This window comes from Paenibacillus sp. GM2FR, assembly GCF_002803325.1.
Classification (GTDB): Bacteria; Bacillota; Bacilli; order Paenibacillales; family Paenibacillaceae; genus Paenibacillus_AQ; species Paenibacillus_AQ lautus.
In genome coordinates this window covers 1,939,351-1,966,142 of record NZ_MKZM01000008.1, presented here as the reverse complement: position 1 = coordinate 1,966,142, position 26,792 = coordinate 1,939,351, and the positions used below count along the sequence as shown (strand labels likewise).

Sequence of the window (26,792 nt, the reverse complement as noted above, 5' to 3'; positions counted from 1 at the left end):
AACGAAAGGCCGACCTCATTCGATGCAGGTCGGCCTGTTTTATCATACGCTATGTGTTTTTCGGTACGACGAAGGATTGACGCCGCACAGCTTTTTGAAGCTTTTGCTTAAATGATGTTCGTCGGTAAATCCGCAGTGCTCAGCGATTTGGGCAAGGGTAAGCGAAGAGTATACAAGGAGCTGCTTCACCTTGTCCATTCTAAGATTAGTCGCGTAGGCGCTTGGCGTTATGCGGAACTCGCGTGTAAACAGTCTTGTCAGCTGAACCTGGGTAAGACCAAGCTCCACAGCGACCGACTTCAACGATAGGCCGAATTCTGCTTGCTGCTGAAGCAGATGCAGGGCTCGCCCAAGGGTCGGATCCTCGCTGAACAAGGTCATCGTATGCTGCTCGGATTGCTCGATCTGAAGCAAATAGAGCAGATCCCTGAGAAGATGTTTCTTGTACGTATGACCAATCCCTGCATGCAAGTATTGGGCTTCGCGAAATTGAGAGAGGGTGGATTGGAAGCGTTTGTTGTTCAATAGCCGAAGTTTGCCGAAAGTCGGAAAATCGGCCGCTCGCGGCGGCTCCTCTAGGGAATTGATCCATTGAAACCCCATGAGATGGAACGACAAACCATCCGTTTGCCGGTAGAAGGTTAGATCGGGCGGGCATAACACGATGTCATCCTTGACCGCCCTTCCGCTTTGGCTGCCCATTCTGTAATTAAAAGCGCCTTCTTCGACGATGAACAACGCCCAATTATCATACGTGTCATGCGTTTTCTGAAATTGAGGGGTATCCTTCACGTAGACATGGTATTGCAGATCGGGATCCAGAAATCGGCTGAACTCCATTGCATGACAACACCTTTTCATAGATTGAAATTATATACAAGGAAAATCGATTTTTCTTACATTATAACATGATGGTTCGCCAAATATAATTAAATAAAATACAAGTAGGAGGTATAAAGGATGAAGACAGCCCATTTGGAAATAACGAAATTAATGGAGCAATTTCATGAACAGGGGTATTTGGTTATACCAGATATTTTGTCGCAGGAACAGGTGAGCCGGCTGAATGCCGCGATCGACGAAATTGTCTTGATGGAACCAGAAGCGCTTTCACATAATATTTATAACAGCGTAGAACGCCATGCCGAGATCGCTGCATTAATCGATCAGCCTGCCATTCTTCCATTAATCGTTAATTTGCTTGGCCACAACATTCAGCTTCACATCTCCCACCTCACGATCAGACAACCGAATCCAAGCGAAGCCCAAACGGCCACGCACAGCTTTATCGATTGGCATCAAGACGGTCCGCATCCGCAGTTTCCTGTCATTAACGGCTTGACAGCAACCTATTATATTAAGGTTTGCTATATTTTGAGCGATATGTCGGAGCCGGATCGCGGCAATACGAAAGTGATTCCGGGCAGTCACAAGCAGCCGTACAACCCGAATCACAAGGATGTGCGCCAGCAGCTTGACGGGGAGGTACAAGTGTGCGGAAAACCAGGTGACGTCTTCGTGTTCGCCCAAAACTTGTGGCATGCTGGTTCGCCGAATCGTTCCGCATTCACAAGAAGACAGCTGTTCCTCGGCTACAGCCCGATCTGGATGCGTCCAATCGACTATCATTCGGCGTCTGAGAGCCTGCTGAAGGACGCCGATCCGATACGCCGCCAGCTGCTTGGGCAGATCAGCGAAAACAAATTCAATTATTACGTTCCGCAGGATTCGATGGTGCCTCTCAAATCCATGCTGATCCATCCATCCTCGCAGTAGCTATCACGATCCATTCGAATGGGAAGGATGAACGATGACTGTAGTCAATATCGCTTCCGATTCAGCAAATCCGCAATTGTATTGAGCTGACTGCCCTTATCTGGAGGGGGTTCTGCCTCATATTCACTAATTGTCAAGAACAAGACAAGAACGGAATAACATTCTCGATACATTTTTCATCAACGACGGTAGACGCCCATTTATTAAACTAACGGGCAGAATAATATAATACGTTTAGAAATATAGCTAACTGCTAAGTGTTCATGAACATGGGATGCTACGAGCGACAAATCGAACGTAGATATTACTCATGATTAGGAGGTCTTCGACCTACATTAGCTTTGTCGGATATATCCTGTATTGTAATTTGATCAAAACTCTTTTCGGCTACTAGCCCAAACGGTAGTTTCGTTTAAACAGATTCGCTAGACATAACGAGAAGCGTTATTTAAAAGTAAGAGTCTCATAGCGAGGGAATGAAGGCAGCCCATTAGGGCTGTCTTTTTTTACGCGGATCTCCGTCCGGATATGAGGGAGCGGCGGCGTGCCGGTTGCCCGGGCTTCAGCCTGTGGGCGCACGCTTGACCCTTAAAATTTTAATTAGGACCTTCCTTATTGGCAAAGGGACGACAGTGCGTACTTTTTTCTAAATAACCTACCTTACCGTAAAGTAAGGTAAATGTAAGATAAACCATTGGTTTGTTTTTTTCTTATTCAATATGATATTTACAACCATGGAACTGAGTTGTACCCAATTCCCTTCTGAAGGCGTATTACATTCAAAAAATTAATCGTATGCTTCATAGCAAATCGCATGTAAAAAGCAATCCAATAACATTAAGAAGGGATCAATTATGACTAACAACCAATATATTACAAATACCATAAATAAAGCTAGTAAAGACAGAGACAAAACAAGGAAATAAAATCATTCATTTTCGATTTACAGGTGGAACCGATGTGCAAAACATGTATCTGTCCATACCTGGTGGTCGTGTTCAAAAAATAAAAGTTGGTGAAGAATCCTTTACCATAGCTAAATCAATGGAAACTTTTTATTACAAACAAGCAGGTATTCCAAAACAAGGTTTGGATGTCTTTGTAGAAGTTAAAGGGAATCAGCCTGTAGAGTTTACATTTGGTTCAGAACAACATCCGGATCCAGAAATTCGTTCCAAACGTCCGCCACATCTAATTACAAGTGGACTGTTTGATGAAAGTATTTTTGTGATTAAACGTGTAACTTATTAATCCTTAAGCAAAGAAGATGTTATCCTGATTCTAAAATTTTTCCTTAGGAGAGTGACATTATGAATGATACATGGAACCCCGAATCGCCAGGCGTGCTGCGCCTTCCTTCAGGTCGACTTGTCCGCGGCCGAGCACTAAGTCATCCTCTTCCCCAAGGGCTTCAACCCACTTTTGCACTCTATCTGCTCGGGCGACCACCAGCGCCGGTTGCTTGGGATAGCCGCTGGATTCCTTGGCCGGACTTCTGGCTGCCAAAAAACAAGCTTGCAGCCGCCGACGCGCTTCGCGAAGCATGGACTCGCTCTGAAGTTGAACGGGTTGAAATCGCCTGCGGGGGAGGGATTGGACGAACGGGTACTGCATTAGCCTGTCTCGCTGTGATTGATGGCTTACCAAATCATAAAGCTGTCGACTATATTCGCCAGCACTACACACCGCGTGCTGTTGAGACGCCTTGGCAACGCCGCTTTGTCTCTCGTTTCTGAGGTCCTGCATGGTTTATCCTACATAATAGAGAAGATAAATGGGGGGATTTTTAAGTAAAGTGATCGAACTATATAATCATAGAATACTAATATCGATTTGATGTTAGGCAGTCGGATAAGGGAAATCATACGTATTCTGCACGGTCAAGGAGAACATCTCGAAACCATCGGAAAGAGTCTCGATTAATGGAGTGAATGCTATGAATGGAACAATAAAAATATTGGTTATCGAAGATGATAATGAAATTAATCAGTTATTATGCGAAATCATAACCAATAGCGGATACGTACCGCAGCCGGTTTTTTCCGGCACAGAAGCTTTGTTGTATTTGGCCAATGATCGGGAGTGGAGCATGGTATTGCTCGATCTGATGCTTCCCGGTCTTGCCGGGGAAGAAATCCTTCGGAAGTTGGGACCGGATCGCCGCCTGCCGGTTATCATTATATCGGCCAAAAACGAGCAGCAGTCCAAAGTCGCCGTTCTAAGAATGGGAGCGGACGATTACATTACTAAGCCATTTGATGTGGAAGAGGTAGCGGCCAGAATCGACATTCATCTCGGCAGATATAGACGTGCAGCAGAACCTGATCTGATCCGTCAATTGACGTACAAGGACATTCATTTGGATAGCGATACGAAGGCGGTCACGGTTAACGGTTCCGATGTGGTGCTGACTGCGAGGGAATTTACAGTGCTGGAACTCCTCATGTCTTATCCGAAGAAAGTATTTACAAAGCAGAATCTATTTGAAGCGGTGTGGGGGGACGCCTACTTGGGTGATGACAACACAATTACGGTACATATGAGCAACTTAAGAAAGAAGCTAGCGCAGGCAAACCCGGAGGCCGAGTATATTGAGACTATCTGGGGAATGGGATATCGGTTGAGAGGATGAATTAATGATTTCTTAAGATGTTGGTTAATATCCTATTAGGATCTGATGTTTAGAATGAAAGAACATCATATCGTATAGGGAGAATGTGCAATGAAAAAGATTTTAATCGCAGTAATAGCAACAATAGCGCTTTTGGCCCCGTTTCTGTATCTTCCTCCGTCAACCCATGCCGCGTCTGTTCTCGACAAGGGCGCAGTGGACGACTATGTTGAACGTTATTTGAATCGAAACGGGCTGCCAGGCGCGTCGATTGTTATCGTCAAGGATGGCGGGATCGCCCATGCGCAAGGCTATGGGCATGATTCCGAAGGAAAACCCCTGACGGAGCATTCCTTACTAAGAATCGGTTCCGTCTCCAAATCATTTACCGCCTTTGCCGTACTGCAGCTCATAGATGAAGGAGCTTTCGGACTGGACGATCCGATCGTCCAGCATTTGCCCGATCTGAAGATGAACGACCAAAGATTCGGGCAAGTCACCATCCGCCATCTGCTTAGCCATACTTCCGGGATATCCACCCCGACCATCGTGTCCAAGGCGGATACCTTGGAAAAAGGCGTCAAGCGTGTGCACCAGTGGCAGCTCCAGTCCGATCCTGGTGAGCGGTACTCCTATAGCAATGCGAACTATTGGATCCTGGCATGGCTGGTGGAGAACGTAAGCGGCATGGAGTTCGCTGCGTATCTAGACACGAAGGTGTTCTCTCCGCTCGGCATGGACGATTCCCTCTCGCCCGTGAACTCTGGCGATTCGGTTCCCGGGCTGCCGCGCGGGTATGTTACGGCCTTCGGAACGGCAATTTCCATATCCGAAATGGAGCAAATGTTCACCGGTTCGGGGGGAATCGTAACGACAGCGGCGGATATGGGAGAATGGCTTGCGATGCACACCCGTAACGGCGTAAGCGCATCCGGAGAAAGATTATTATCCGAATCCTTGCTGGACGATTCCTATTCCCCGCAACCCGGAAGCGAGCATTATGGACTAGGCTGGTCGCTCAGCGCTTCGGATATCGCGCCGAAACGCGTGCAGCATAGCGGAGCCTTATCCAGCTATCAGGCTCAACAAACCATCGTACCAGAGAGCGGTTATGCAGTAGCGGTCATGCTTAATAGCTTCACCACCACTTTCGAGCATGCGTATGCGATAAGCGACGGCATTATCCGACTCACCGAAGGACAAGCGCACACAGTGAAGACACCAATACCGACAATTATTGATTTCTCCGTTGGATTACTGACGTTGCTGTATGCTGGTTTGGGAATCAGGGGGATCCTGCGCGGCAAGAAGTGGTCCGATCGACGCCGACACTATTCAGCTCTACGCTATTATCTGCGGTTAATCCCGCAAATCATTCCGATCGCGGGGATCGGTTGGTTACTGTTTATCGTCCCGGAATTACAGGATAACAGTACGACGATCCTGGATGTATTCCGCCTGTGGCCGGCCTTGGCGATTCTATTGTTCGTCATCTTCCTATGTGCCGTGTCCATCACCGGGACACGAATGTATCATCGGATCAGAGGGGGTATCTCCCAGTGAAGGAACCTGTTTTGACAACGATCGACCTGACAAAGAAATACAAAGAACAGACCGCCCTTGAACGTGTTAACATGGTTGTCGAAAAAGGTGATATATACGGTTTTATCGGGCAGAACGGGGCAGGCAAAAGTACGTTACTGCGCATGGTGACCGCGCTGGCCCGGCCAACGAGCGGAACCGTCAGCTTGTTCGGGGAAAGCAATGAAGCGGGGTTGATTGAAGCCCGAAAGCGCGTAGGAGCGATCATTGAAAGCCCGGCATTACATCCCGATATGTCGGCCCACGATAATCTGGAAGTCCATCGATTGCTCCGGGGGATCCCCGGCAAGGCGTGCATAGCGAAGACGCTTGCGCTCGTCGGACTGCAGGATACGGGGAAGAAGAAGGTAAAGAACTTTTCACTCGGCATGAAGCAGCGATTGGGGCTGGCTATCGCCTTGCTGGGTGACCCGGAGCTGCTTATACTTGATGAACCGACAAATGGCCTTGACCCAGGAGGCATCGTGGAGCTTAGAGAGCTGGTCAAGAGGCTGAATCGCGAGATGGGACTAACGATTCTGATTTCCAGCCATATCTTGAGCGAGCTTCATCAGATGGCAACGAAGTACGGCATTATTCATAGAGGCAGACTGTTGGAGCAATTGACCCATGACGATTTAAATGAGAAGTGCAGACAGCATCTTCGTATCCGGGTCGATGATCCAAGCAAAGCAGCAACGGTTCTCGAAATGGAACTGGGCACACCCGATTATGAAGTTTTGCAGGATGGCACGATCAAGCTTTACAGCCTCGATCACGATGTCAGAAGGGTATCAATGGCTTTGACAAGCAGCGGTCTGGTCATCGAATATTTTGCGCCAGGCGGGGATGACTTGGAAAGTTATTTTACCAAACGGGTCGGGGGAGAACTTCATGATTAATTTATTACGTGCGGAGCTGTTCAAACTCAGCAAGAATAAAGTATTCTGGACACTGACCATCACGGTGACCGTTGTTTTTGCCCTCATGCACTATTTAATCACCATCGGATGGTGGAAGATGAATAACTTGTTCATGGATGCGGGACTGGAGCAGTTCTCATCCCTTGCGCTGGCTACAACCCCGTTCTACTTCATGTTATTCTTGTGCACATTGGCCGGATTTTTTGTTGCGAATGACTTTACAATAGGGGTCGTCAAGAACATGGTCATGAGCGGGAATCGCAGAAGTCATATCTTTTTAGCTAAGCTCGTCATATTGGCACTCGGTTCCGTGATTCTGGCTGTGGTGTGCCCGTTAATTGTAATCATGGGCGGAAAGCTATTGTTTGGATTTGGAGAAATGACAAACTCGTCGGCATTGGGCTACTTGGCAAGAGCACTGGGTTTGTTCCTCATTCATTTGATGGCCCTTGTTGCCTTATTGATGCTGATCGCGCTGCTTGTGGAAGATAGCGGGAAAACCATAATTACCTCCGTCGTAATCGCATTATTCATTTCCGTAGCAGAAGTTCTGAGACCGCTACCGGGGATCTTGGAAACATTGTATCATTATTCAATGTTCCATCATCTTATTGATTCCTTCCGAATCAGGATGTCCGACGCTGATATCATCCAGTCTTTGTCGGTTGGAATAAGCACCCTTCTAGTTCTGATGTTGTGCGGGAAATTGGTGTTTAACAGGAAAGAGATTAAATAATGGCCGTGAGGTGGAGAAAAATGATCTATGTAACGATCACTGCAGTTCTGCTTATGTTCATTTTTCTCCTTCGTCTTGCGTGGATCAAGAAAGAAATGAGACGTTTATCGGCCCAGGTCGGACGTTTTCATCAAGGCTTGAGCGGGAAGAAGGTCGATATTGCTTTACTGGACAAAGATATCGAAGAGCTCGCTGGAAATATCAATCAATTAATCGATCTGGCGGTCCAGTCGAACAGGGATCGAATACGCAGTGATCGCGAATTGAGACAAGCGATCGCTAATATGTCCCATGATTTGAGAACACCGCTAACGGCTATTATCGGATATACCAAATTATTGGAAGTCAGTACTGTCACGGACGAGAAACGACAGGAGTATATGTCTATTATCAGAGCCACTGCTGATCGATTACATACCTTACTGCATGAGTTTTTCGAGTTGTCTCTTGTGCAATCTACAGAGTATCACCTTAAGCTTGAACCGGTGCAAATGAATGCATTGTTGTGGGAGGTGCTGACCGGTTTCTATGATCAATTTATTGAGAACCAAATAGAACCCGACCTACAAATAACGGATGAACCGCTCATTGCCGAAGTGGATCCGTCTGCAGTCAAACGTGTATTCGAAAATTTAATCAGTAATGTGATCCGTCATACGACAGGCACTGTAGCGATTAGTTTGAAGGAGAATGAAGGGAATATTCTGCTTATCATCAAGAATCAAGCGGACAACTTAAGTGAGCAAGACATAGACAAACTGTTTGATCGCTTCTACACAGCGGATCGGTCAAGATCGAGCCGCAGAACTGGTTTGGGGTTATCCATTGCCTATAGTCTCATGTTAAAGATGAACGGGCGATTGACTGCTAGGCTCCAAGATGGATGCTTGGAGATGAGATGCGAGTGGAAACGAAGCTGATTCGTATTTACAGGAATTCTAACGGGCAGGATTGCGTGACTCACGGGCGAATAGAATAAGCAAAAAAATTTATCTAAATCAGAAATGGAAGGATGAGCTGAGCGGTATGAGCCTATCGGCAACAATCAGCAATTTGGAAAACGGCAAACATCAGCACATCGTCGTTTATGGAACGAGTCTAACCGAAGGCGGCGCTTGGGTCAGCGGATTAAAGGAAATTCTGGATCGCCGGTTTCCGGGACAAGTTAAGTTGACCAACAGCGCCAAAGCTGCACAATGGTCGGGCTGGGGAGTTGAACATTTGGAGGAACGTGTAATCGCTTTCGCTCCCGACGCCGTTTTTCTGGAATTCGCTATAAATGACTCGTATTTGCCTTATCAGACGAGCATTACGAAATGCGGTGAAAACCTGAATGCTCTTATTGATCGATTACGTGCTGCCAACAAGAATTGCGAAATTCTGTTGATGACCATGAATCCGCCGGTTCGGGAACACCTAGAAATTCGCCCTCTGATTGAGCAATATTATCAGGTGTACCGAGATACGGCTCGCTTGCGCGGACTTTTGCTCATAGATCATTACCCGGTTTGGCGGAGGATGCTAGACGAGAACCCCGCCGAATTCGACAGGCTTATTCCGGATGGAATTCACCCTTCGGACGAGGGCTCGACTACAATAACGCTTGCCGAAATCGTGAAGACCTGGTTGTAGCAACACGAGGTATTAATCATTGGGAATAGAAATCATTACGGTAACCGGTAACGGTAGCTTAATAAAACCATTAAAGCAGCTGGCCAAACGTGATCAGCTGCTTTTGTTCAACTAACGGGCATGCTAGTGGATCGATTTGATCAGCAGGAACTCGTTTTCCCTTCGGATGTTGCTTTCAGCACAGGGGAAGATAAACCTTATGATATATATGGTAAAGGATTAGCATGTGCTAGAATACTGAATTGAAAAGGGATAGGTTCCGTAATCCTAATAAGCGGGCTCTCCTCCGCTTGCAGGGAAATATCTTCCATGAAACGAAAGGAGCACGCGTGATCACTTTACTTCGGAAGTATTCCATCCGCGTTCAGCTGCTTACAATCGGTGCAGCCATGCTGTTGTTATTGTTCGGAACTTTTCTATGGAGCTACGACCAAATGCGGGGAATCACGTATAAACGGAACAGCGAATATACCCTGGAGCTGATATCAACGATTCAGAAAAATATCGCGGATAACGCCGACTCCATTAACCGCATTTTGCCTAATATCGCTTATAATGAGACGATTCAGCGGTTTTTAATGGAGCGCGAGCGCCTGGCTCAGTTCGAACTGCAGGGAGGGGTTGAAGCACTGCTTGTTAATCTTCAGTCCATGAAGCAGGGAATTGACAGGATCGTGCTCCTCTCCACGGTAGGGGGAGGCTTCTATAATTGCGTAAATTGCAAGGATTATATCCCCTTTTCCGATATTCCCGACCAGACTAACGCGTATTATTCTGGACTTTACCGCTTTAAGCTCTCAAGTCCGACAAAAAATGTGGTGTATGTGGGGACGCCTGTGTATGATAAGAAAAACGTTGTGACAATCGGGAAAAAAATCGGATATGCCGTCATCGTTCTGGAGGCCGATGCGATCGCACCTCAGCTCGGCTCGATGTCGACCCATCTTGCAGGGAAATTTTATGTACTGGATCGTAACGGAATCGTGGTGACCAGCAACGATGCTTCCAGCATCGGCCAACCGATTGGCGGGATGGCAGAGGAGGTAGCTCAAGCGCTTCAAGTCAAGGAGGGTGAGCCCGTTAAGTTTCAGAACGAAGAGGGAGATTTCATCCTGCATGCCAGGCCGGTGCCGGCGATCGGCGGAAGCATCATCAGCGTATTCGAAACGGCTGACCTCTTCAGCGGATTAAAGGATATGCTAGTCCTTGTTCTCGGCATCTTTGCGTTGTCCGTTGTAATCTTATATGCTTTCTACACCGCTATAAGCCGCAACATCCTCAACCCGATCCGTGCCTTCATGAAAATAATCAGCGGCCTGCGATCGCAAGGATTAGATAATCCCAACAAGCGTGTATCGCTTGACGGGTATGCGGAGATTAGCATCATGGCCAGGCAGTTCAATACACTGCTCGATGAGATTGACGATCTGGCTGCGAAACTTGTCGATTCAAAAACATATATTTATGAGCTTAAGCTTCTTAGGAAGCAAGCGGAGCTGCAATTTTTAAAGAATCAGATTAATCCCCATTTTCTATACAATACGCTCGAAACCATTAAAGGAATCGCATATGTGAAGAATGTTCCCGAGATTCGGGAAATGACGGATTCTCTTGGACTCATCTTCCGTTACAGCATCAAAGGCGGGGATGATGTTCGGTTCGAGGAGGAGCTTGCGATTGTCAACGCCTATATCCGAATTCAACAAATTCGATTCCAGGATCGGTTTGACGTTGTTTATGATGTGGATGAGCGAAGCTTGCGGGTGTCGGTCATCAAGATGATCCTGCAGCCGCTGGTGGAGAACGCGGTGTTCCATGGAATCGAACCGAGCCTTGAGCGCTGCCGCCTAACGGTAGGAAGCCGGATCGAAGGTGGCAGTATGCTGATATGGGTGCAAGACGACGGTGTTGGCATCGAGCCTGCCCAGCTGGATGAGATCCGCACTCATATAGAGGACAAGTCTGGCCCGGATCTAACCTCGGATATAAAATTTATCGGGATGTTAAACGTAAACAACCGAATCCGATATGCCTATGGGCCGGCGTACGGCATCGTATCGGTCGAAAGCGAACCGTCGAATGGAACTAGAGTAGTTATCAAGGTTCCGTGTGGAGGTATGACGAATGCAGTATAAAGTTTGGCTTGCAGATGATGAACCATGGATCTTGGAAAGCTTGAAACGTATGCTGGATTGGACGTCTCACGGTTATGAGATTGTGGGGGAATCCTGCAACGGGCTGGATGCCTATCGACAAATGAAGCACCATCGGCCGGATGTTGCGTTCATTGATATTCGGATGCCGGGCATGAACGGGATCGAATTGATCCGCAAGCTGTATGAGGAAGAGACCGGGGTCTGTTGCGTGGTCGCCAGCGGATACGCAGAGTTTGAGTATGCCAAGCAAGCTATGCATTACGGGGCCGGTGGATATATCCTTAAACCGTTTCAGAACGATGAGATAACCGAGGTGCTGCAGAGTTTAAAGAATCGCCTGAAGCGGGACAAACAGCCGGAAGCCATTTTACCATCTCCCGAGATCCCGGACATTGCAGATTCGCGATCGGGGGACGATACACTTCGCTCTATCGAGCAGTACATTCGCGAGCATTTCCGAGACCCTCTAACGGTACAGGATATTTCCAGACAGTTCTTTCTCCATCCCAATTACTTAAGTTCGCTGTTCAAGCGGGAAATCGGGGTTAATTTTACGAAATTTCTGAACGATATCCGAATGGAGCACGCTTGCGGCTTATTGCTCAACAGTCCCTTATCCGTCCGCGAGGTGGCTGAACGGGCCGGGTACAAAGACTATTTCTATTTCGCAAAAATGTTTAAGCGGCATACGGGCTTGACGCCGACCGAGTACCGATCCATTGATGCATCGACAAAACCATAGATTCGGGTAAGCCCCGCTGAATGCCTCGGAACACCTAGTGTGTCCGGGCCTTTTTCGTGCGACTGAACAAATTTGAGACGAAAGCTTTGAACGAATGATATTAGAAAAGTACATAGTATAGCTGAGGATCGTACATATGGTTTGACAGCGTCGCACCGTATACTTGGATCATTGAAAGATAACGCAACGAAAGAGAGGGCCGATGCGATGGAGAAAAGCTTATGGGCGCGGATGGTGGAGCATAAATACATGTACTTGCTCGTGTTCCCGCTGCTGATGTTCTACATACTGTTCGAGTATGTGCCACTGTATGGCCTGCAGCTTGCCTTCAAGGAGTTTAATTTCGCCGAGGGTGTATGGGGCAGCGAATGGATTGGACTAGCTAATTTTCGGGAGATCTTTTTGCTGGATGATTTTTGGACCGCCTTCCGTAACACGATCATCATTGCACTGGGCCGGCTTATCTTCGAATTTCCGGTACCGATTGTGGTTGCTCTGCTTTTGAACGAGGTCCGAAAGGCGAGACTAAAGAAATTTTATCAGGTCGTTTATACATTTCCTCACTTTTTATCCTGGGTTATCGTCAGCGGAATTCTCGTTAATTTTCTGGGCTCGTTCGGCGTGCTGAATCAACTGCTGGACATGGCGGGGTTCGAAAAAGTCAACTTGCTGGTAGATCCGGAATCCTTCCGGGGCCTGTTGTTCGGCAGCAGCATTTGGAAGGATATGGGATGGGGGACGATCATTTATTTGGCGGCTATCGCTGGAATCAATCCGTCACTTTACGAAGCCGCCAGCATCGATGGAGCCAATCGATTTCAACAGATGCGTTATATTACGTGGCCGTCACTCAAAAGCACGGTTGTGATTCTGTTGATTCTGCAAATCGGAAATACAATGAGCTCCGGGGGCAGCGGTTTCGACCAAATCTTTAATCTGTACAATCCGGCTGTTTATGAAAAAGCGGATATTCTCGATACCTATGTCTACCGAAGGACGTTTTCGGTCGGCGACAGTTATGGGACGTCAACGGCCGTCGGCTTGTTTAAATCCATCATCAATCTTGGACTGCTTGTAGCGGCAAACCGGGCGGCCAAGAAGTTGGGTCAGGATGGACTCTATTAAAGCGCTCGAATCTACGTTGCTGCTTGTACTTCGGCTGAAAGGAGGACGCCAATGAAACCGAAAGCGAACGGAGCCGATTACGTTATTCACGTCTTGCTGATGCTGATGGCCATCTTGACCATTTTGCCCTTTTACAATGTGTTCATCACCTCGTTTGCCGATCCGGCGGCGGTCGTGAAGCAGCAGTTCTATTTAATTCCCACCAGCTTCAATCTCAGCTCGTACCGAATGCTGCTTGACGGCAGTTATGTCGGGAAGGCACTGTTGAACTCCCTCATCGTCACGGTGTTCGGAACATCGGTTAATATGCTGGTTACCACATGCGGAGCTTACGCCTTGTCCAAGAGATCCATGCCCGGCCGCTCCATCATGATGGCAGGCATTGTGTTCACGATGCTGTTCTCGGGAGGACTCATTCCGTATTATTTGACGATTAAAGGCCTGCATTTGATCAATCATTATGGTGCCATGATTTTCCCCGTAGCTGTCAGCACCTTCTTCTTGATCGTCATGATCAATCACTTCCGCACGATCCCGCCTAGCCTCGAGGAGTCGGCCAAGATCGACGGGGCGAATGATTTGTATATTCTCATTCGCATCGTTATTCCGATTTCCAAGCCGACGATTGCTGCGATTACCTTGTTTTACGCAGTTGCCAGATGGAATGAATGGTATAATGCGATGCTGTTTATGACCGACACCGATAAACATCCCATGCAGCTGTTTCTAAGGAATATGCTGGCAGACGTAACCAAGATGGCCAGGGACGATATGGGCGCGGCCATGATGTCGCAGCTCAATCAGGGGTACCCTGACGGGATCAAAATGGCAAGCGTCATCATAACCATGGTGCCGATTATGCTGGTATATCCATTTTTGCAGCGACATTTTTCAGCCGGCGTTACATTAGGTGCTATCAAAGAGTAACGCATCATAACGCGGGATAAAGTTAGGAGTCGGAACAAGCGGTTCACGAATATACTTGGGGAGGTTGTACGATGCAAAAGGTTCGATGGCAAGGAAGATCCGTCGTGATTGCGATCATGATCATCGCACTTGTAATTTCAGGCTGCAGCGGGAAGTCAGGCAATGGCGAGGCTGGGGGAAACGATGGATCGGGGGAAGGGAAGAACGGGAAGAAACTGGACATATCCGTCTCATTTTTTAACATCGGGCTGGCCTTTCCAAACCGAGAAACGGACGAATATTTGAAAAAGCTCGAAAGCAAATTCAATGTTCGATTCGTTGACAAAGTGATCAGTTATTCGGATTACAAGGAGAAATATCAGCTGTGGAGCGCCTCCGGCGAGCTTCCCGACGTGTTCAGCCACGATATCATCAACTCGGAGACGTATTATTCCTGGATTAAGCAGGGGATCATACGCGCACTGCCGGACGATCTCAGTCCCTATCCGAATGTAGCTAAGGTGCTTTCGCTGGATGAAACCAAGTCGCTTCGAGTGGACGGGAAGGCCTACATGATTCCGCGTCTGACATACCGGGACTATGATACATGGGCGATGGAACGTTCCTTGATCGTCCGCAAGGATTGGATGGAGAAGCTTGGGATTGCAGATCCCGTTACCTACGATGATTATTTGAATATGCTGAAGGCCTTTGCCAAGGATGACCCGGACGGAAATGGCAAAAACGATACAGTTGGGCTTACCTTCCGGTCGGCTGCGATGCTGGCTCCCATCGCCGGAGGCACCTTTCCACACCTGCTGAACAGCTCATGGGTGAAGGAGGATGGAACGTACATTCCTTACTTTGCCTCCGATAAGATGAAGACGGTGGTCAAGCAGATGCGCCAGCTGTTCACGGAGGGCGCGATCGATCCGGATTTTGCCATCATGAAGACAAATGACGGGATTGAAAAATTCGGTCAGGGTAAGGTGGGCGCGATTTCCATGCAGGCAACCCCTAACGGTTTAGCCAAGCTCAATGCGGCGTGGAGCAAATACAACAAGGACACGAAGTTTGAGGATATTGCCCACATCATTCCGGTGAGCTGGCAATCGGATGACGGCAACCGATATCGCTACACGGCTGTTACCTTTTGGTCGGAAAGCTATTTCAGTGCCCGAGTGAACGACGAGAAGATGGACCGAATCCTGCAAATCTATGACTATTTGCTTTCTGATGAATTTATCAGGGATAAGCAGTATGGAATTGAAGGAAAGGACTATACCATGGAAGGCGAGAAGATTACGATTACGCGCGAGAAGAATGAAGAGGGCGAAATTAAAACGATTGGCAGCTTGTATCCGTCCTTCAACCTGTTTGGCTCACTCGCAGCTTGGGGACAAGAGCTCGAATTCGTAGAGAGTGAAGTCAACAATATCGCATATGGAGAGAAGCTGTCGAGGATGTCGAGGGAGGGACTGAAGCAGCGGATTGCCGAGCATGTTCCTGTGCCGACCAACTATCAACTGGAACTGCTGTATACCCCGGCCAAATCGAAATTGAGCGCCATAAATCCGACGGAGGATTTGACGCGGGTCATGCTCTCCAAGGAGGACCCGGTAGCCATGTGGGAGAGCATAGTGCAGGGGTACGAGAACAAGGGCCTATCGCAGGCCATACAGGAAGTAAATGAGGCTGTGCGGGAGCAGGGGCTCGACAAATGAGCGGCATGACCAAGGATTATCCGATTGCCTGCACTGACCAAAAAAGCCATCGAATCCTAGTATTCTCACCTTCAGCACTCGATTGGAGCGCAGATGAATCCGAGATTTGGTCCTGGTCTCTCCATGACGTGGACGGATGCAACGAGCTCCTCCAGGCATGGGGGCTGCCGACCGATGTCAAGCTTCGGCATGATCCGATCCGCGGGGGACAATGCATGATCGTTACGGATTCTCGCGGACTAGCAGCGATCGTTCCTTATCCCGGAGGAGAATCTCTCATATGGGGTGCCCATGTAGGAGGGAATCCTCATTCCGCCGAGCTGCTCCCAAACGGGAATTTGGCCGTAGCGGCCAGCACAGCAGGATGGGTCAGAGTCTACGCTTCCTCGCAAGGGCCAACTTGTGAAGATTATGCCGAGCTATCATTTCTAGGAGCTCATGGCGTGCATTGGGATTCTCGAAGAAGCGTGTTATGGGCGCTAGGCGATTACGACTTGGTCGCTCTCCGACTTGAAGGAACGGATGATCAACCCAAGATCGTGGTGGGTGATCGAGTCCCTCTGCCGACCAAGTATGGCCATGATCTTCATCCCGTGTGGGGAAACGACGATCGTCTATGGATCACTACAGTTTCGCACGTTTATCAGTACGTAATATCATCCGGACGGTTTGACCGTGAATATGCTGATTGCTCGTTTATGGATCGGCACGATGTGAAGAGCATCGGCAATCAGCCGTCGGGCTTGATCGTATCCACTTCGCCGAGGGCGGGGGGGCTTTATGAATGGACGACGGACGAGATCCGATTTCACGGAGCTCCGAATCGGATGCGCCAAGGAGCCGCGATATACAAGGCAAGAATCTGGACGCCGGAATATTCGTCCGACAAATGATTGGAAATGGAGGGGATCTCATGACCTCAGGACAGAAGATTCGGCAAGCTCATTCTGTTCATCCTTCCGGATGGCCGCTTGGAACATCGCTGTCGTTAAATGATTGGGCCAATGGTCATGTCGATATTGAAGCTGTTCGTCAAGCCGGTATCACGTGTATCGAGCTGGCTTGGCGCAACGATGCCTTCGATCTGTTCAATCCGGCGAATGAAATCATATGCAACTCCTGGATCGAGAACATGCGAGAGCTTGGGATGAACATTTGGACGCTGCATCTTCCCTACGGACCCGCCTTTGATATATCGACCGTCGACGAAGCGGCATCGGCAGAAGCATCCCGCTTATTATGCCGGCTGATGCGGCTTGCCCATGAATGGGGGATCCCCATGGTCGTGCTCCACCCGAGCTGGGAGCCGATTTCGGAGGAGGAACGTCCCGGGCGGCTGGAAGCGTGCAGGGGGGCATTATCGGTGCTGGCAGATGAAGCGGAAGCCCTCGGCATACGGATCGCGGTTGAATGCTTGCCACGCACATGTCTTGGGAATACGGGGCGGGAGATCGGTAATCTGCTCGCTGCAGATCCTAGGCTAGGCATATGCTGTGATGTCAACCATCTGCTGAAGGAGGCGCCGGAGGCTTTCATCCGCGAACAGGGCCAGCGGATCTTTACGGTTCATATGTCGGATTGCGACGGTAAAGATGAAAGACACTGGATGCCGGGCATGGGCTCGATCCGGTGGAACGAGGTGCTGCGAGCTTTGGTTCTGCATGATTATCAAGGCCCGTTTATGTTCGAGGTTCGCAGACCTGATCCTTCGGAATTGGCAGCATGCTGGGAACAGTTGATCAAAGGCTATGATCTTGCTTATCCGGAGGTTGCTGAATATCCATAATCCCATTAGGAGAGGAAGGGACCATATGAATGAGCGGAAAAAAATCGTATCCCGGCTGCGTCATATGCAGCTTGCTGCCGGCTTCGCGCTGACAGTCCTGATTCTGTTTCTTGTCGGAGATTACCAGAGCCTGAGGTGGGTGGACGCATCCTCGTCTCTTCAAGAGGATTATGATATCGCCATGAGCGACCAAGCTTCCCGAAAAATATTGGTGATGGATCCCGGCGTCTCCGATTGGAATGATCCCAGTGCCGTCAAATGGACTTGGGCCCCCAGTGCCTCCAATGGCTTCGCTGAGTTCACCGCCAATTGGGGGCTGCCGACGGAAGCGCGGATCCGAAATAGTGATTTCTTCGGAACTCAGGTTATGCTCGTTACCGATTCAAGGGGACTGGCCGCTATCATTCCGTATCCTGCTGGAGACTTTAAGCTATGGGCAGCGAACGTAGGAGGCAATCCCCATTCCGCCGAGCTTCTTCCTAATGGCAACATTGCCGTTGCAGCAAGCACGGGCGGCTGGGTACGGATATACACGTCGTCACAGCGCTGCCATTCAACGAAATACGCAGAGTATCGTTTGGAGAGTGCACATGGGGTATCCTGGGATCCGCACAATGAAATATTGTGGAGCCTGGGAAATGGGGCGATCGTTGGGTTGAAGGTCGGAGGAACAGCCGCGAACCCGACACTGACCGAGCATGTTCGGCTGGATGTTGCTCGCTTGAATGGACATGACATACAGCCGGTATATGGGGATCTTGACCGGATGTGGGTGGCATCGGGCGGGAAGGTATATCAATATGTCAAATCGACCAATTCACTCGACCTTACGTATCCGGGAGCAGACGAGATCAGCCGGGTAGGCGTGAAAGCCGTCGGTAATCAGTCATCTGGCCAGGTGGTGCAAACGGTCGCAGATGTTGCGAAAAATCCGGTCGGCGGGTGTACGCTGTACACGTGGTGTACGGACTCGGCAGACTTTTTCCTTCCGAGTGCAACACGTACCAAGACCGGTGCTGCATTTTACAAAGCACGGATCATGAATCCGAACTATCAGTAGGTGAAGATCTGTAGTTAAAACAACCGGCTCGCCAGTGTCACCACAAGTCAGAGTCTATCAGGCGTACAGGAGCATATGCAGGATTAGGATCGTTCAAGCAATGTGCTTGAGCGATCTTTTTGAGGCAATCGAATGTTGATTATTGACTGACACAAATGACGAGGGACAAGAACATATTTCCATAGAAAGTCGCTATTTTAGCGTCTTTTTTGTTTTATCGGTATAAGTTCTTGTCCCGAGTCGAGGACAAGAACTTGTACCGATTGCCGTAAAGGACAAAAACATGAGCCGATTACCGATTAGATTAGTATCTAACCATATTTCCATACAATTTCATTAAGCTAACGGGCAGGATAGCGTGGCTTTTGTGTAGAAAATTAAAAACGAACGAATCCTTTCACGATCCCCCGGACAACAAGCGCTTGTTGTGCAACTAGTCTGTATAAAGGATCACGAAGAGAAACAGTGGAATCATTCATGAATCTTGAAAGTCTTATGGCTATTACTATTTTGTTATTATAGATGATCTCACCGCTCTTACTACCGCCCTTCTCCGTAGAGGAAAACGGCGGTATTTGTATTGTACAACAGCTGAGCAAACGGCATAATATGAATTACTCCCCAAAAAAATTTCTGCATACATGCAAAATTCCCTCGGCGTAAGGATAAGGGGCAACGTTGTTGTGGCATGACTTTGCCTCTGCCGTAGCGTTCTGGAGAAGATATCCATGGGCAACCATCCGAAGCATCTCGATGTCATTTCCACTGTCACCGAAGGCCAATGTTTTGGACAGGAGTACCTGACTATAATCCATCAGGAATTGCACAGCCGCTTTCTTTCCAGTTCCTGCGGGGATAAAATCGACATCATATGCGTGCTCCGGATCACCCGCCTTAGGATTGCAAATATTGATATTAATTCCGATCCCGTGATTTGCAGCCAGGTGCCTGATGACACTAATATCATATTGGGTTCTGGCTGCTGATACCGGATAATAATAGTAGTTCATTTTATATCCGGATTGACCAAATTGAGTCTGTTCGTGAAGGACAATGTTGAATGTTGATTTTAATTCGCTAATTAAATCTTCTACATCTCTTCGAGAGAATTCGGATGCCCTTATAATTTTTGCCCAGGAAGGAACAGTGACCAGTTGTCCGTCAGGCTCGACTTCCCACATCTCTGTGCCCAGATTGCTCGCTATAAAATGGGGGAGCTGCGTCATACCGGCTATTTTCATTTTTGCTTGTATTTGCTGAACACTGCTTCCGGTGACCCAAGCTATCTTTACTTGATGATTTCTGGCAAGCTGCTGGAGGTATTGTTCCAGTTCGTACACCATGTTGAGTTGTTCAGGCAAACATTCATGCGGGTAATACGTTTCGTCAAAATCAAACAATATCAGATATTCGGTTACAGCGGGGGTATAGATGACTTCCATGAGTGTGACTCCTCCTACAGTTTGTTAACGATATCATAGTTGCAGGGAACGTTCCCAGGTCAATACTTTAGATGAGGTGTTAATTTTGCCCACCATAATTGATATTTCACGTGTAAGCGGTCTCTCCAAGTCGACGGTATCACGTGTGTTAAACGACCATCCACACGTATCTGTTGAAAGCAGACAAAAAGTACAGAAAGCCATTACGGAGCTAGGATATGTCCGCAATACGCAAGGGGTTCAGTTGCGTCTACAGGCAAGCAATCATATCGGTGTGCTTGTCCCGGATGTGGAGCATCCCTATTTCAGTCAGCTTGTTAGTGCATTAAGTCGATCTTTAGGCTCAATGGGGTATCAACTTGTCATCTATCAGACCGAATTATCCCGCGAGCATGAACTTGATGTGTATGCCCGATTGTTACGTCGAGAAATGGATGCCGTGGTTATTGCTCATTCCCATTTCTCGGAGAGAGAAATTAAAGAATATATAGGTTCTTACATTGGAATCATTTGCAACGAAGCGATGGACGGAGAGTTTCTCGATGTCTTTCGATTGGATGAAGAAGATGCGGTCTTTCAAGCGACAGCATATTTGCTGTCCAAGGGGCGCCGTCATCTGTTTTTCTGTATGGATCACCTGACACTATTGCAAGAGAAAAGATGGAACGGGTTTCAACTGGCTCACCAACAATTCGGCCTAGAGTGTACGAAATCACAATGTTATACGGGTCTGGTGACGATGGAAGATGGTTATGCCTTGGGAGAACAATTATTTACTTCTGATCAATTGCCGGATGGAATGATAGCAGGTAGTGACTTTGTAGCTACAGGTTTATTGAAAGCAGCAAAGCAAAAGGGGATATCCGTGCCTCAAGAAATGTCCGTCATCGGATTTGATAACCATCCTGTGGGATTGATGACGAATCCGGAACTGACCACATTAACCAATTGTATTCCCGATATGGTCAGGGATGTTACAGAATGTCTTACCCGGAGATTGAAGGGGATGCGATCTGCTCCTATCGCGAAAACCTACAAGAGTTCGCTGATTATACGTAATTCCACTTAACAAAAGTGAAGTGAAAGACAAAAAAAGAAGGATAGCGAAATCCTTCTATCGGTCAGGAATGATACATGTCGGAAGAGGAATTGAACCGTGACTAGATCTCTCGTTGTGGTACTTGAATGTCTAGACAAAATGGAGCATTTCTAAACAAGAAGATATTCAGTGGTTCTTTTACATTGATGGAGAAAGGAGATGCCAGATCCTGGAGACGCTTAAGCTGCTTCGCCAATCCATCGATTATGCGGAACAACATCTCCACTCGCCGATTGAGATTGAGGACATTGAACCGTAACCTCAATAAATCCTTCTGCTCTCCCAGGTGGTTTTTTTCATTTATATTGACCGACAGGTCAGCATCCTGTATGATCTTACTAACCAATTGGTCAGCAAATTCAAAAAGAGGTGATGAATCTGCCGATACAGCTCTACGAACGGGAGAAGATTTTGCAAGCCTGCTTATCCGTGTTTGCCCGCAACGGTTACAAGAATACATCAACTGAAATGTTGGCGGAAGCTGCTGGTATCTCCAAAGCTTTGATCTTTCATCATTTCACGAGTAAGAAGAAACTGTATCTTAGCTTAGTTGACCACTGCTTTGAGAAAGTCCGAACCGGCATCCATTACGATGAGTGGACGGAAGACACCGATTTTTTTACAGCCATTTCTCAGTTAAGCCATGCGAAGCTCAACTATTTTCGAGAGCATTCTGATGAATGGAAGTTAGTATTTGAAGCATTTTATGCCACACCCGATGGCTTGAAGGAGGAAGTCGAGGATAAGTACGGTCAGGTCAGCGAAACCCGTCAAGCGATGCTCGTAAGGCTTTTCGACAAGGTGCCGCTTCGCGAAGGCATAAACCGCAAGCATGCATTCGAGCTCGTCATGGCCGTTACCAGACATTTCGAAACGAAGTTTCTGGAGGAGACGAAAGGTAGGAACCATATTGATGAAACCTATACCCGCAGCCTTATGAAGGAACTGAACGCTTTTTGTGACATGATCCGATTCGGTATGGAAAACAAAGTAAAGAGGTGATCAGCCGTGAAAGGCATAACAAGCAACGATTTTGTATCGCCGGACACAATGCGTGATTTTAATGCGTTTTACCAAAAGCTGACCCAACATCAGGAAGGACTTTATCGGCTTGATGACTTTTTTGGCATGGGCGAAGCTTGGGTAGCCTTTCGGTATGAGGATGTCTCGGTAATTTTAAAGGACCCCCGGTTCCTCTCGGATCGGCGAAAGTACTCTTCACCGCAAAAAGCCTCACCCCAGAACAGCTCCGTCAATGAATTGCTTGAATGGTTCAAGAATATGCCCAATATGCTCACGGTGGATCCTCCCGATCATACCCGGCTACGGCGTTTGGTCTCCAAAGCATTTACGCCCCGTATGATTGAAGAGCTTCGTCCGCGAATCCAACAAATTGCCGACGAGCTGCTGGATAAGGTAGCCACCCGGGGCAAGATGGAACTCATTTCGGATTTTGCTTATCCGCTGCCTATCATCGTGATATCGGAGATGCTGGGGATCCCCGGCCATCATCAGGCACGTTTTCGCGAGTGGACCCACAGGCTGGCCCGGGCTGCGCTAAACCCCGGCCAAGAAAGTTTAGTTCAAGGAGCCCTTCAGGAGTTTACTGACTACATTCAATCTTTGATTTCCGAAAAGAGAGAGCACCCCGGGAGCGATGTCATCAGTGGGTTACTCCAGGCTTATGACGAGGGAGATAAGCTCAACGAGAACGAGCTGCTCTCCACCATATGGCTGCTCATTACGGCAGGACATGAAACGACCGTGAATCTGATCGGTAACGGAACCCTGGCGCTGCTTCAAAATCCCGAACAAATACGGCTCCTTCAGGAGGAACCGGCCCTTATGCCGGCTGCGGTTGAAGAACTGTTGCGGTATGCGGGTCCGATCATGATAACGAGCCGGGTCGCGGTTGAAGATATCGAAATACATGGCACACAAATTCGAAAAGGCGAGATGGTCGTGGTTTCACTGGCCGGAGCGAATATGGATGCAAGCCGATTTGACGGGCCTGAGTGGCTGAACATCACAAGACAAGAGATCGATCATTTGGCCTTTGGTAGAGGAATCCATCTTTGCCTAGGGGCGCCCCTTGCCCGTATGGAGGGGCAAATCGCGTTCAGCTCTCTATTGCGGCGTTTTCCCAACCTGCGTCTTGACGTTAATCCAGAGGACTTGACATATCATTACAGCACGCTGCGATCTTTGGTGAGCCTTCCAGTCCGTTTCTAATGCTGTTTCATATTCATATTAGTGGAAAAGTCCGCGATATGCTGCGGACTTTTTTTATTTTTTGGAGTTCATTTCTTGTGGAGGGCGCGCCCAAGCGCTCTCCGGTATTTTCCGCCTTTTATCTATTTAAGGTTGCTGTAAGGTTGGGATTAACATGCTGAAAGGTTCGGAATATAACATGAGGGGTGTAAGCGATAAGTTACGAATACAACAAAGCTGAAGCAGATATCTCATGAAAACAATACTGCAAGCGGAGAACGTCAATAAAACCTTTGGCACGCAAAGGAAACCAATATACGGCACTACACAATATCAGCCTTAGCATATTGAGTCGGAGGACAAGTGTCGGGTGACATAAACATAGTAACATTAGAAGCCGCTGATTATGCGGCTTTTTATAACATTGTGACTGCAGTTCAAATATAATCCTGGATCTATTAATTTATGAGTAAAAATATTCATACCAGAGAGTCAGAGATGGCAGTAAGGTGGTACCGGTGATAGACAAGTGCAATTCCATGTCAAGCGGAATGGCAATCATTGGCCTGACGTCTGAAAGAGAGCTTCTGCAGGTGGATGAATTGGGGCTCGCATCGAACACAGGTGCATGCGAGACAACGGGGCGGTATCAACATTAGCAGAGAGAATACCCGAAAATGTTAAACCGCTACTGACATACTGTTGTCAGTAGCGTTATTTTATTATCGATTATGTTAAACATAATGGGGTGGAGAGCTTGTTCTTGCCCAAAAAATGATATGGTACGTATCATTTATTATAGAAGGTAGGAAGGATGGTATTTTATGAATTTTGCTTCTGTACGTATCATTACCGACGATGTGGATCGTCTTGTTGAGTTCTATGAGAAAGTCATGGGTGTTTCGGCGGAACGTCCCGCGGCTGCCTTTGCCGAACTCGTTGTGCCATCGTGCACTCTGGCGATCGGTCACTCCCAGACGGTGCCACTGTTCGGCATTGGTTCCGCAGTGGCGGCCGACAATCGCACTGTCATCCTCGAGTTCCGAGTCCACGATGTCGATGCCGAATACGAGCGCTTGAAGCCGTTTGTCGACGAGTGGGTAAAGGAACCGACCACGATGCCGTGGGGGAACCGTGCTGTGTTGTTCCGTGATCCCGACGGCAACCTCATTAACCTCTTCCAGCCGGTGACTGAGGAAGCGATCAAACGGTTCAGCGGCAGGGGGTAACTCTTGGGGTCATAACCGAACATCATGATTCAGGGCACCCTTGCGAGGGTGCCCTGAATTTTTTGTCAAGACCCTTGCTGTATAAGTACTCCGTCATGCTACCAAGCGGCAACTTCACTTTGAGCGAATCCATGTATTCGTGACCAACTGACATCACGGTTGTTCTCGCAGACGGAAATTTGTTCCGTTAAGAAATCAAATCAAGATGGGTTAGCATTGTGTGAGCTCATGTTTCTGCTGAGTGCGAGTTCAAGTTCTTCTTTTTCTATCCTTGACCACAAACCGAAATAAGGGGCGATCGGAGATTGCGCCTGTATGCTAACCAGCTTTTGAGACAGGAAGCTCCCCACGGCTAAGCAGCATCTGGCTTGCGAGCAAGGTGCGAATCAACTCGCGGTTACTGAGTACTTACCTTCAGTTAGCGTTTCTTTTACTGAGTCCATGTTAATAGCTCCCATCCTTTATACCCCTCAATATCGTTAAGTGTTAGCGAAATTTCTGGAAGAAAGCCTGGATGTCAGGGATTAGAAGGTCCGGCGCATCCATCGCAGCAAAATGGGTTCCGCGTTCAAATTCTGACCATTGCAAGATATTGGTATTGTCACGTTCAGCAAAGCGCCTTATCGATTTAAAATCATCTCCGAACACAGCTACACCTGTCGGAATCGTATTCGGCCCCTGCGTCTCCTGGCCGTGGTTGTGCGCATTCTCATAATACAAGCGAGCGGATGATTCCGCCGTATTCGTCAGCCAATACAAAGTGACATTCGTTAGGAATGCGTCACGGTCAATAAAGTCCACATGGTCCCCGAAACCGCAAAATAACTCGGCAATCCAAGCAAGCTGACCTGACGGCGAGTCCGCAAGTCCATAGGAGAGTGTTTGCGGGCGTGTGGATTGGATCGCATTGAAACCCGCCCTCATTTGGAAATTCGCTAGAAATTGAAGCTTCAGCTGATCCTTTTCCGATAAGTCCACCATCTCCGCCGGATCTCCCGAAGGAAATGAAAACAGCTGCAGCACATGTATGCCCCGAAGACCGTCCGGCTTCTGAATTCCAAGTTCTCTGGACACAAGGGCACCGGCATCGCTGCCATGAGCACCATATTCGGTATATCCCAAGCGCTTCATTAGTGTATCCCATGCTTTAGATATGCGGGTTATATCCCATCCGCCTTCAAGGAATGGCCCCGAGAACCCAAACCCAGGAATGGAAGGGATGACCAGATGGAATGCTTGGGTCGGATCACCGCCGTGACTACGCGGATCGCTGAGCGGTCCGATTAGCTCCAAGAACTCGACAATCGAACTGGGCCATGCGTGTGTAAGCAGTAGTGGAAATGCGTCAGGCTCAGGCGAACGAACATGCAGGAAATGAATGTTGGCACCATCGATATTCGTAAGGAACTGTGGGTATGCATTCAAGCGAGCTTCAAACTTACGCCAATCATATTCCTTCTGCCAATAGGCTGCTAACTCCTTCACATAATCCAGCGAAACCCCATATTTCCAGCCAGCTTCGCCCAACGCATCCGGCCAACGAGTCTGGGACAACCGATTTCGAAGATCATCAAGATCTTCTTGCAGTATGGAAATGCGGTAAGGATGAATTTCTGTTCTTCCCTCGGAACTGATTTGTCTTGAATTGGTCATGGAATTTCCTCCTTAAAATGAATTACATTAATTTTATTTACTATATCTATATTAAATAACGAACCCTGACAACGTTATGTCAGGGTTCATACAAGGCATAATATTTCTTATTAAATTTGAAATGCGTATACTTTCGACCTCCCTCTCACAAGCTTTTTCGCTGGGGCTAAAACCATTTTTAACGGCAGAATTAAAAGGGGACCTGGGAGGGTGCCCTTTCTTGTATATCTTCATCCAGTCGTGCTGGGTCACGGCAAGCCGTTCTTCGGCGGTCCGTGGCCGCCGCTGCGCCTCGTGGCAAGCGATCGAACTGGCGAGCAGGTGATCAGGTTGTCCTATACGTTCCAGCTTAGTTTTGCGGTTAACCCAGCGACCTAAAGGGGCGAAAGTTCAATAAAAC

26 protein-coding genes are annotated in these 26,792 nt (G+C 48.1%); 22 read left to right on the top strand and 4 right to left on the bottom strand.

All coding sequences use genetic code 11. The features are described from left to right. Nucleotides 1–42: 42 nt before the first annotated feature. Nucleotides 43–840, bottom strand: a complete 798-nt coding sequence (locus tag PAEVO_RS09000; RefSeq protein ID WP_100537241.1) for an AraC family transcriptional regulator — start codon at nucleotides 838–840, stop codon at nucleotides 43–45. A 120-nt stretch (nucleotides 841–960) separates the two neighbouring features. On the opposite strand from PAEVO_RS09000, the gene PAEVO_RS08995 reads away from it, so the two are divergent. Then, a complete protein-coding gene (locus PAEVO_RS08995) occupies nucleotides 961–1,776 on the top strand; it encodes a phytanoyl-CoA dioxygenase family protein (protein WP_100537240.1) in 816 nt (271 codons plus the stop codon). 960 nt (nucleotides 1,777–2,736) lie between these two features. Further along, nucleotides 2,737–3,027, top strand: a complete 291-nt coding sequence (locus PAEVO_RS08985; protein ID WP_243390692.1) for a hypothetical protein — start codon at nucleotides 2,737–2,739, stop codon at nucleotides 3,025–3,027. Nucleotides 3,028–3,084: 57 nt separating this feature from the next. Here PAEVO_RS08985 and PAEVO_RS34230 read toward each other — a convergent pair whose 3' ends face one another. Continuing rightward, entirely contained in the window at nucleotides 3,085–3,390 is a 306-nt protein-coding gene (locus PAEVO_RS34230; protein ID WP_243390883.1) for a hypothetical protein, read from the bottom strand. Here PAEVO_RS34230 and PAEVO_RS34225 point away from each other — a divergent pair. The 15 genes from PAEVO_RS34225 (at nucleotide 3,276) to PAEVO_RS08910 (ending at nucleotide 18,758) form a co-directional block, all read left to right on the top strand. Next, nucleotides 3,276–3,512, top strand: a complete 237-nt coding sequence (locus tag PAEVO_RS34225; protein ID WP_243390860.1) for a protein-tyrosine phosphatase family protein — start codon at nucleotides 3,276–3,278, stop codon at nucleotides 3,510–3,512. The two genes, PAEVO_RS34230 and PAEVO_RS34225, sit on opposite strands and share 115 nt — an antisense overlap. 200 nt (nucleotides 3,513–3,712) lie before the next feature. Continuing rightward, the gene (locus PAEVO_RS08975) at nucleotides 3,713–4,408 is read left to right on the top strand and encodes a response regulator transcription factor (RefSeq protein ID WP_100537238.1); all 696 of its coding nucleotides are present in this window, start codon (nucleotides 3,713–3,715) and stop codon (nucleotides 4,406–4,408) included. 90 nt (nucleotides 4,409–4,498) lie between these two features. Next, nucleotides 4,499–5,950, top strand: coding sequence for a serine hydrolase domain-containing protein (locus PAEVO_RS08970; RefSeq protein WP_207797458.1), 1,452 nt, complete (start codon nucleotides 4,499–4,501; stop codon nucleotides 5,948–5,950). Next, entirely contained in the window at nucleotides 5,947–6,870 is a 924-nt protein-coding gene (locus PAEVO_RS08965) for an ABC transporter ATP-binding protein (RefSeq protein WP_100537237.1), read from the top strand. Before PAEVO_RS08970 ends, PAEVO_RS08965 begins: the two co-directional genes overlap by 4 nt. Then, nucleotides 6,863–7,627: an ABC transporter permease gene (locus PAEVO_RS08960; RefSeq protein WP_100537236.1), complete on the top strand. Its 765-nt coding sequence runs from the start codon at nucleotides 6,863–6,865 to the stop codon at nucleotides 7,625–7,627. Before PAEVO_RS08965 ends, PAEVO_RS08960 begins: the two co-directional genes overlap by 8 nt. A 20-nt stretch (nucleotides 7,628–7,647) precedes the next feature. Continuing rightward, nucleotides 7,648–8,547 carry a sensor histidine kinase gene (locus tag PAEVO_RS08955; protein WP_100539380.1) on the top strand — a complete coding sequence of 300 codons (900 nt, stop codon included), beginning with the start codon at nucleotides 7,648–7,650 and terminating at the stop codon, nucleotides 8,545–8,547. 106 nt (nucleotides 8,548–8,653) lie between these two features. After that, nucleotides 8,654–9,259, top strand: a complete 606-nt coding sequence (locus PAEVO_RS08950; protein ID WP_100537235.1) for an SGNH/GDSL hydrolase family protein — start codon at nucleotides 8,654–8,656, stop codon at nucleotides 9,257–9,259. Nucleotides 9,260–9,588: 329 nt separating this feature from the next. Then, nucleotides 9,589–11,394, top strand: coding sequence for a cache domain-containing sensor histidine kinase (locus PAEVO_RS08945; protein WP_133120316.1), 1,806 nt, complete (start codon nucleotides 9,589–9,591; stop codon nucleotides 11,392–11,394). Then, the gene (locus PAEVO_RS08940; RefSeq protein WP_100537233.1) at nucleotides 11,384–12,157 is read left to right on the top strand and encodes a response regulator transcription factor; all 774 of its coding nucleotides are present in this window, start codon (nucleotides 11,384–11,386) and stop codon (nucleotides 12,155–12,157) included. Before PAEVO_RS08945 ends, PAEVO_RS08940 begins: the two co-directional genes overlap by 11 nt. Before the next feature lie 207 nt (nucleotides 12,158–12,364). Next, the gene (locus PAEVO_RS08935) at nucleotides 12,365–13,282 is read left to right on the top strand and encodes an ABC transporter permease (RefSeq protein WP_100537232.1); all 918 of its coding nucleotides are present in this window, start codon (nucleotides 12,365–12,367) and stop codon (nucleotides 13,280–13,282) included. A gap of 51 nt (nucleotides 13,283–13,333) precedes the next feature. Continuing rightward, nucleotides 13,334–14,209, top strand: a complete 876-nt coding sequence (locus PAEVO_RS08930) for a carbohydrate ABC transporter permease (protein WP_100537231.1) — start codon at nucleotides 13,334–13,336, stop codon at nucleotides 14,207–14,209. A gap of 71 nt (nucleotides 14,210–14,280) precedes the next feature. Further along, a complete protein-coding gene (locus tag PAEVO_RS08925; RefSeq protein WP_100537230.1) occupies nucleotides 14,281–15,912 on the top strand; it encodes an extracellular solute-binding protein in 1,632 nt (543 codons plus the stop codon). Then, nucleotides 15,909–16,805: a DUF6528 family protein gene (locus tag PAEVO_RS08920; protein WP_100537229.1), complete on the top strand. Its 897-nt coding sequence runs from the start codon at nucleotides 15,909–15,911 to the stop codon at nucleotides 16,803–16,805. Before PAEVO_RS08925 ends, PAEVO_RS08920 begins: the two co-directional genes overlap by 4 nt. Before the next feature lie 20 nt (nucleotides 16,806–16,825). Beyond that, nucleotides 16,826–17,698, top strand: coding sequence for a sugar phosphate isomerase/epimerase family protein (locus PAEVO_RS08915; protein WP_165789641.1), 873 nt, complete (start codon nucleotides 16,826–16,828; stop codon nucleotides 17,696–17,698). Nucleotides 17,699–17,723: 25 nt separating this feature from the next. Next, nucleotides 17,724–18,758: a DUF6528 family protein gene (locus tag PAEVO_RS08910; RefSeq protein ID WP_100537227.1), complete on the top strand. Its 1,035-nt coding sequence runs from the start codon at nucleotides 17,724–17,726 to the stop codon at nucleotides 18,756–18,758. Between the two features lie 614 nt (nucleotides 18,759–19,372). Here the strand turns inward: PAEVO_RS08910 and PAEVO_RS08905 are convergent. Further along, nucleotides 19,373–20,158 carry an HAD-IIB family hydrolase gene (locus PAEVO_RS08905; RefSeq protein WP_243390691.1) on the bottom strand — a complete coding sequence of 262 codons (786 nt, stop codon included), beginning with the start codon at nucleotides 20,156–20,158 and terminating at the stop codon, nucleotides 19,373–19,375. Between the two features lie 127 nt (nucleotides 20,159–20,285). On the opposite strand from PAEVO_RS08905, the gene PAEVO_RS08900 reads away from it, so the two are divergent. The 4 genes from PAEVO_RS08900 (at nucleotide 20,286) to PAEVO_RS08880 (ending at nucleotide 24,739) form a co-directional block, all read left to right on the top strand. Then, complete coding sequence (locus PAEVO_RS08900) at nucleotides 20,286–21,269, top strand: LacI family DNA-binding transcriptional regulator (RefSeq protein ID WP_100537225.1); 984 nt, start codon at nucleotides 20,286–20,288, stop codon at nucleotides 21,267–21,269. 402 nt (nucleotides 21,270–21,671) lie between these two features. Further along, a complete protein-coding gene (locus PAEVO_RS08890) occupies nucleotides 21,672–22,301 on the top strand; it encodes a TetR/AcrR family transcriptional regulator (protein ID WP_243390690.1) in 630 nt (209 codons plus the stop codon). A 6-nt stretch (nucleotides 22,302–22,307) separates the two neighbouring features. Continuing rightward, the gene (locus tag PAEVO_RS08885) at nucleotides 22,308–23,531 is read left to right on the top strand and encodes a cytochrome P450 family protein (protein WP_100537223.1); all 1,224 of its coding nucleotides are present in this window, start codon (nucleotides 22,308–22,310) and stop codon (nucleotides 23,529–23,531) included. A gap of 803 nt (nucleotides 23,532–24,334) precedes the next feature. Next, nucleotides 24,335–24,739 (top strand): VOC family protein, encoded by a 405-nt coding sequence (locus PAEVO_RS08880; RefSeq protein ID WP_100537222.1) that lies wholly within the window; start codon nucleotides 24,335–24,337, stop codon nucleotides 24,737–24,739. A 486-nt stretch (nucleotides 24,740–25,225) separates the two neighbouring features. On the opposite strand, the gene PAEVO_RS08870 is transcribed toward PAEVO_RS08880, so the two are convergent. After that, nucleotides 25,226–26,392, bottom strand: a complete 1,167-nt coding sequence (locus PAEVO_RS08870; RefSeq protein ID WP_100537221.1) for an epoxide hydrolase family protein — start codon at nucleotides 26,390–26,392, stop codon at nucleotides 25,226–25,228. 210 nt (nucleotides 26,393–26,602) lie between these two features. Here PAEVO_RS08870 and PAEVO_RS33745 point away from each other — a divergent pair, with 210 nt between their 5' ends. Continuing rightward, nucleotides 26,603–26,770, top strand: a complete 168-nt coding sequence (locus PAEVO_RS33745) for a dihydrofolate reductase family protein (protein ID WP_165789590.1) — start codon at nucleotides 26,603–26,605, stop codon at nucleotides 26,768–26,770. The last annotated feature ends 22 nt before the right edge of the window (nucleotides 26,771–26,792 follow it).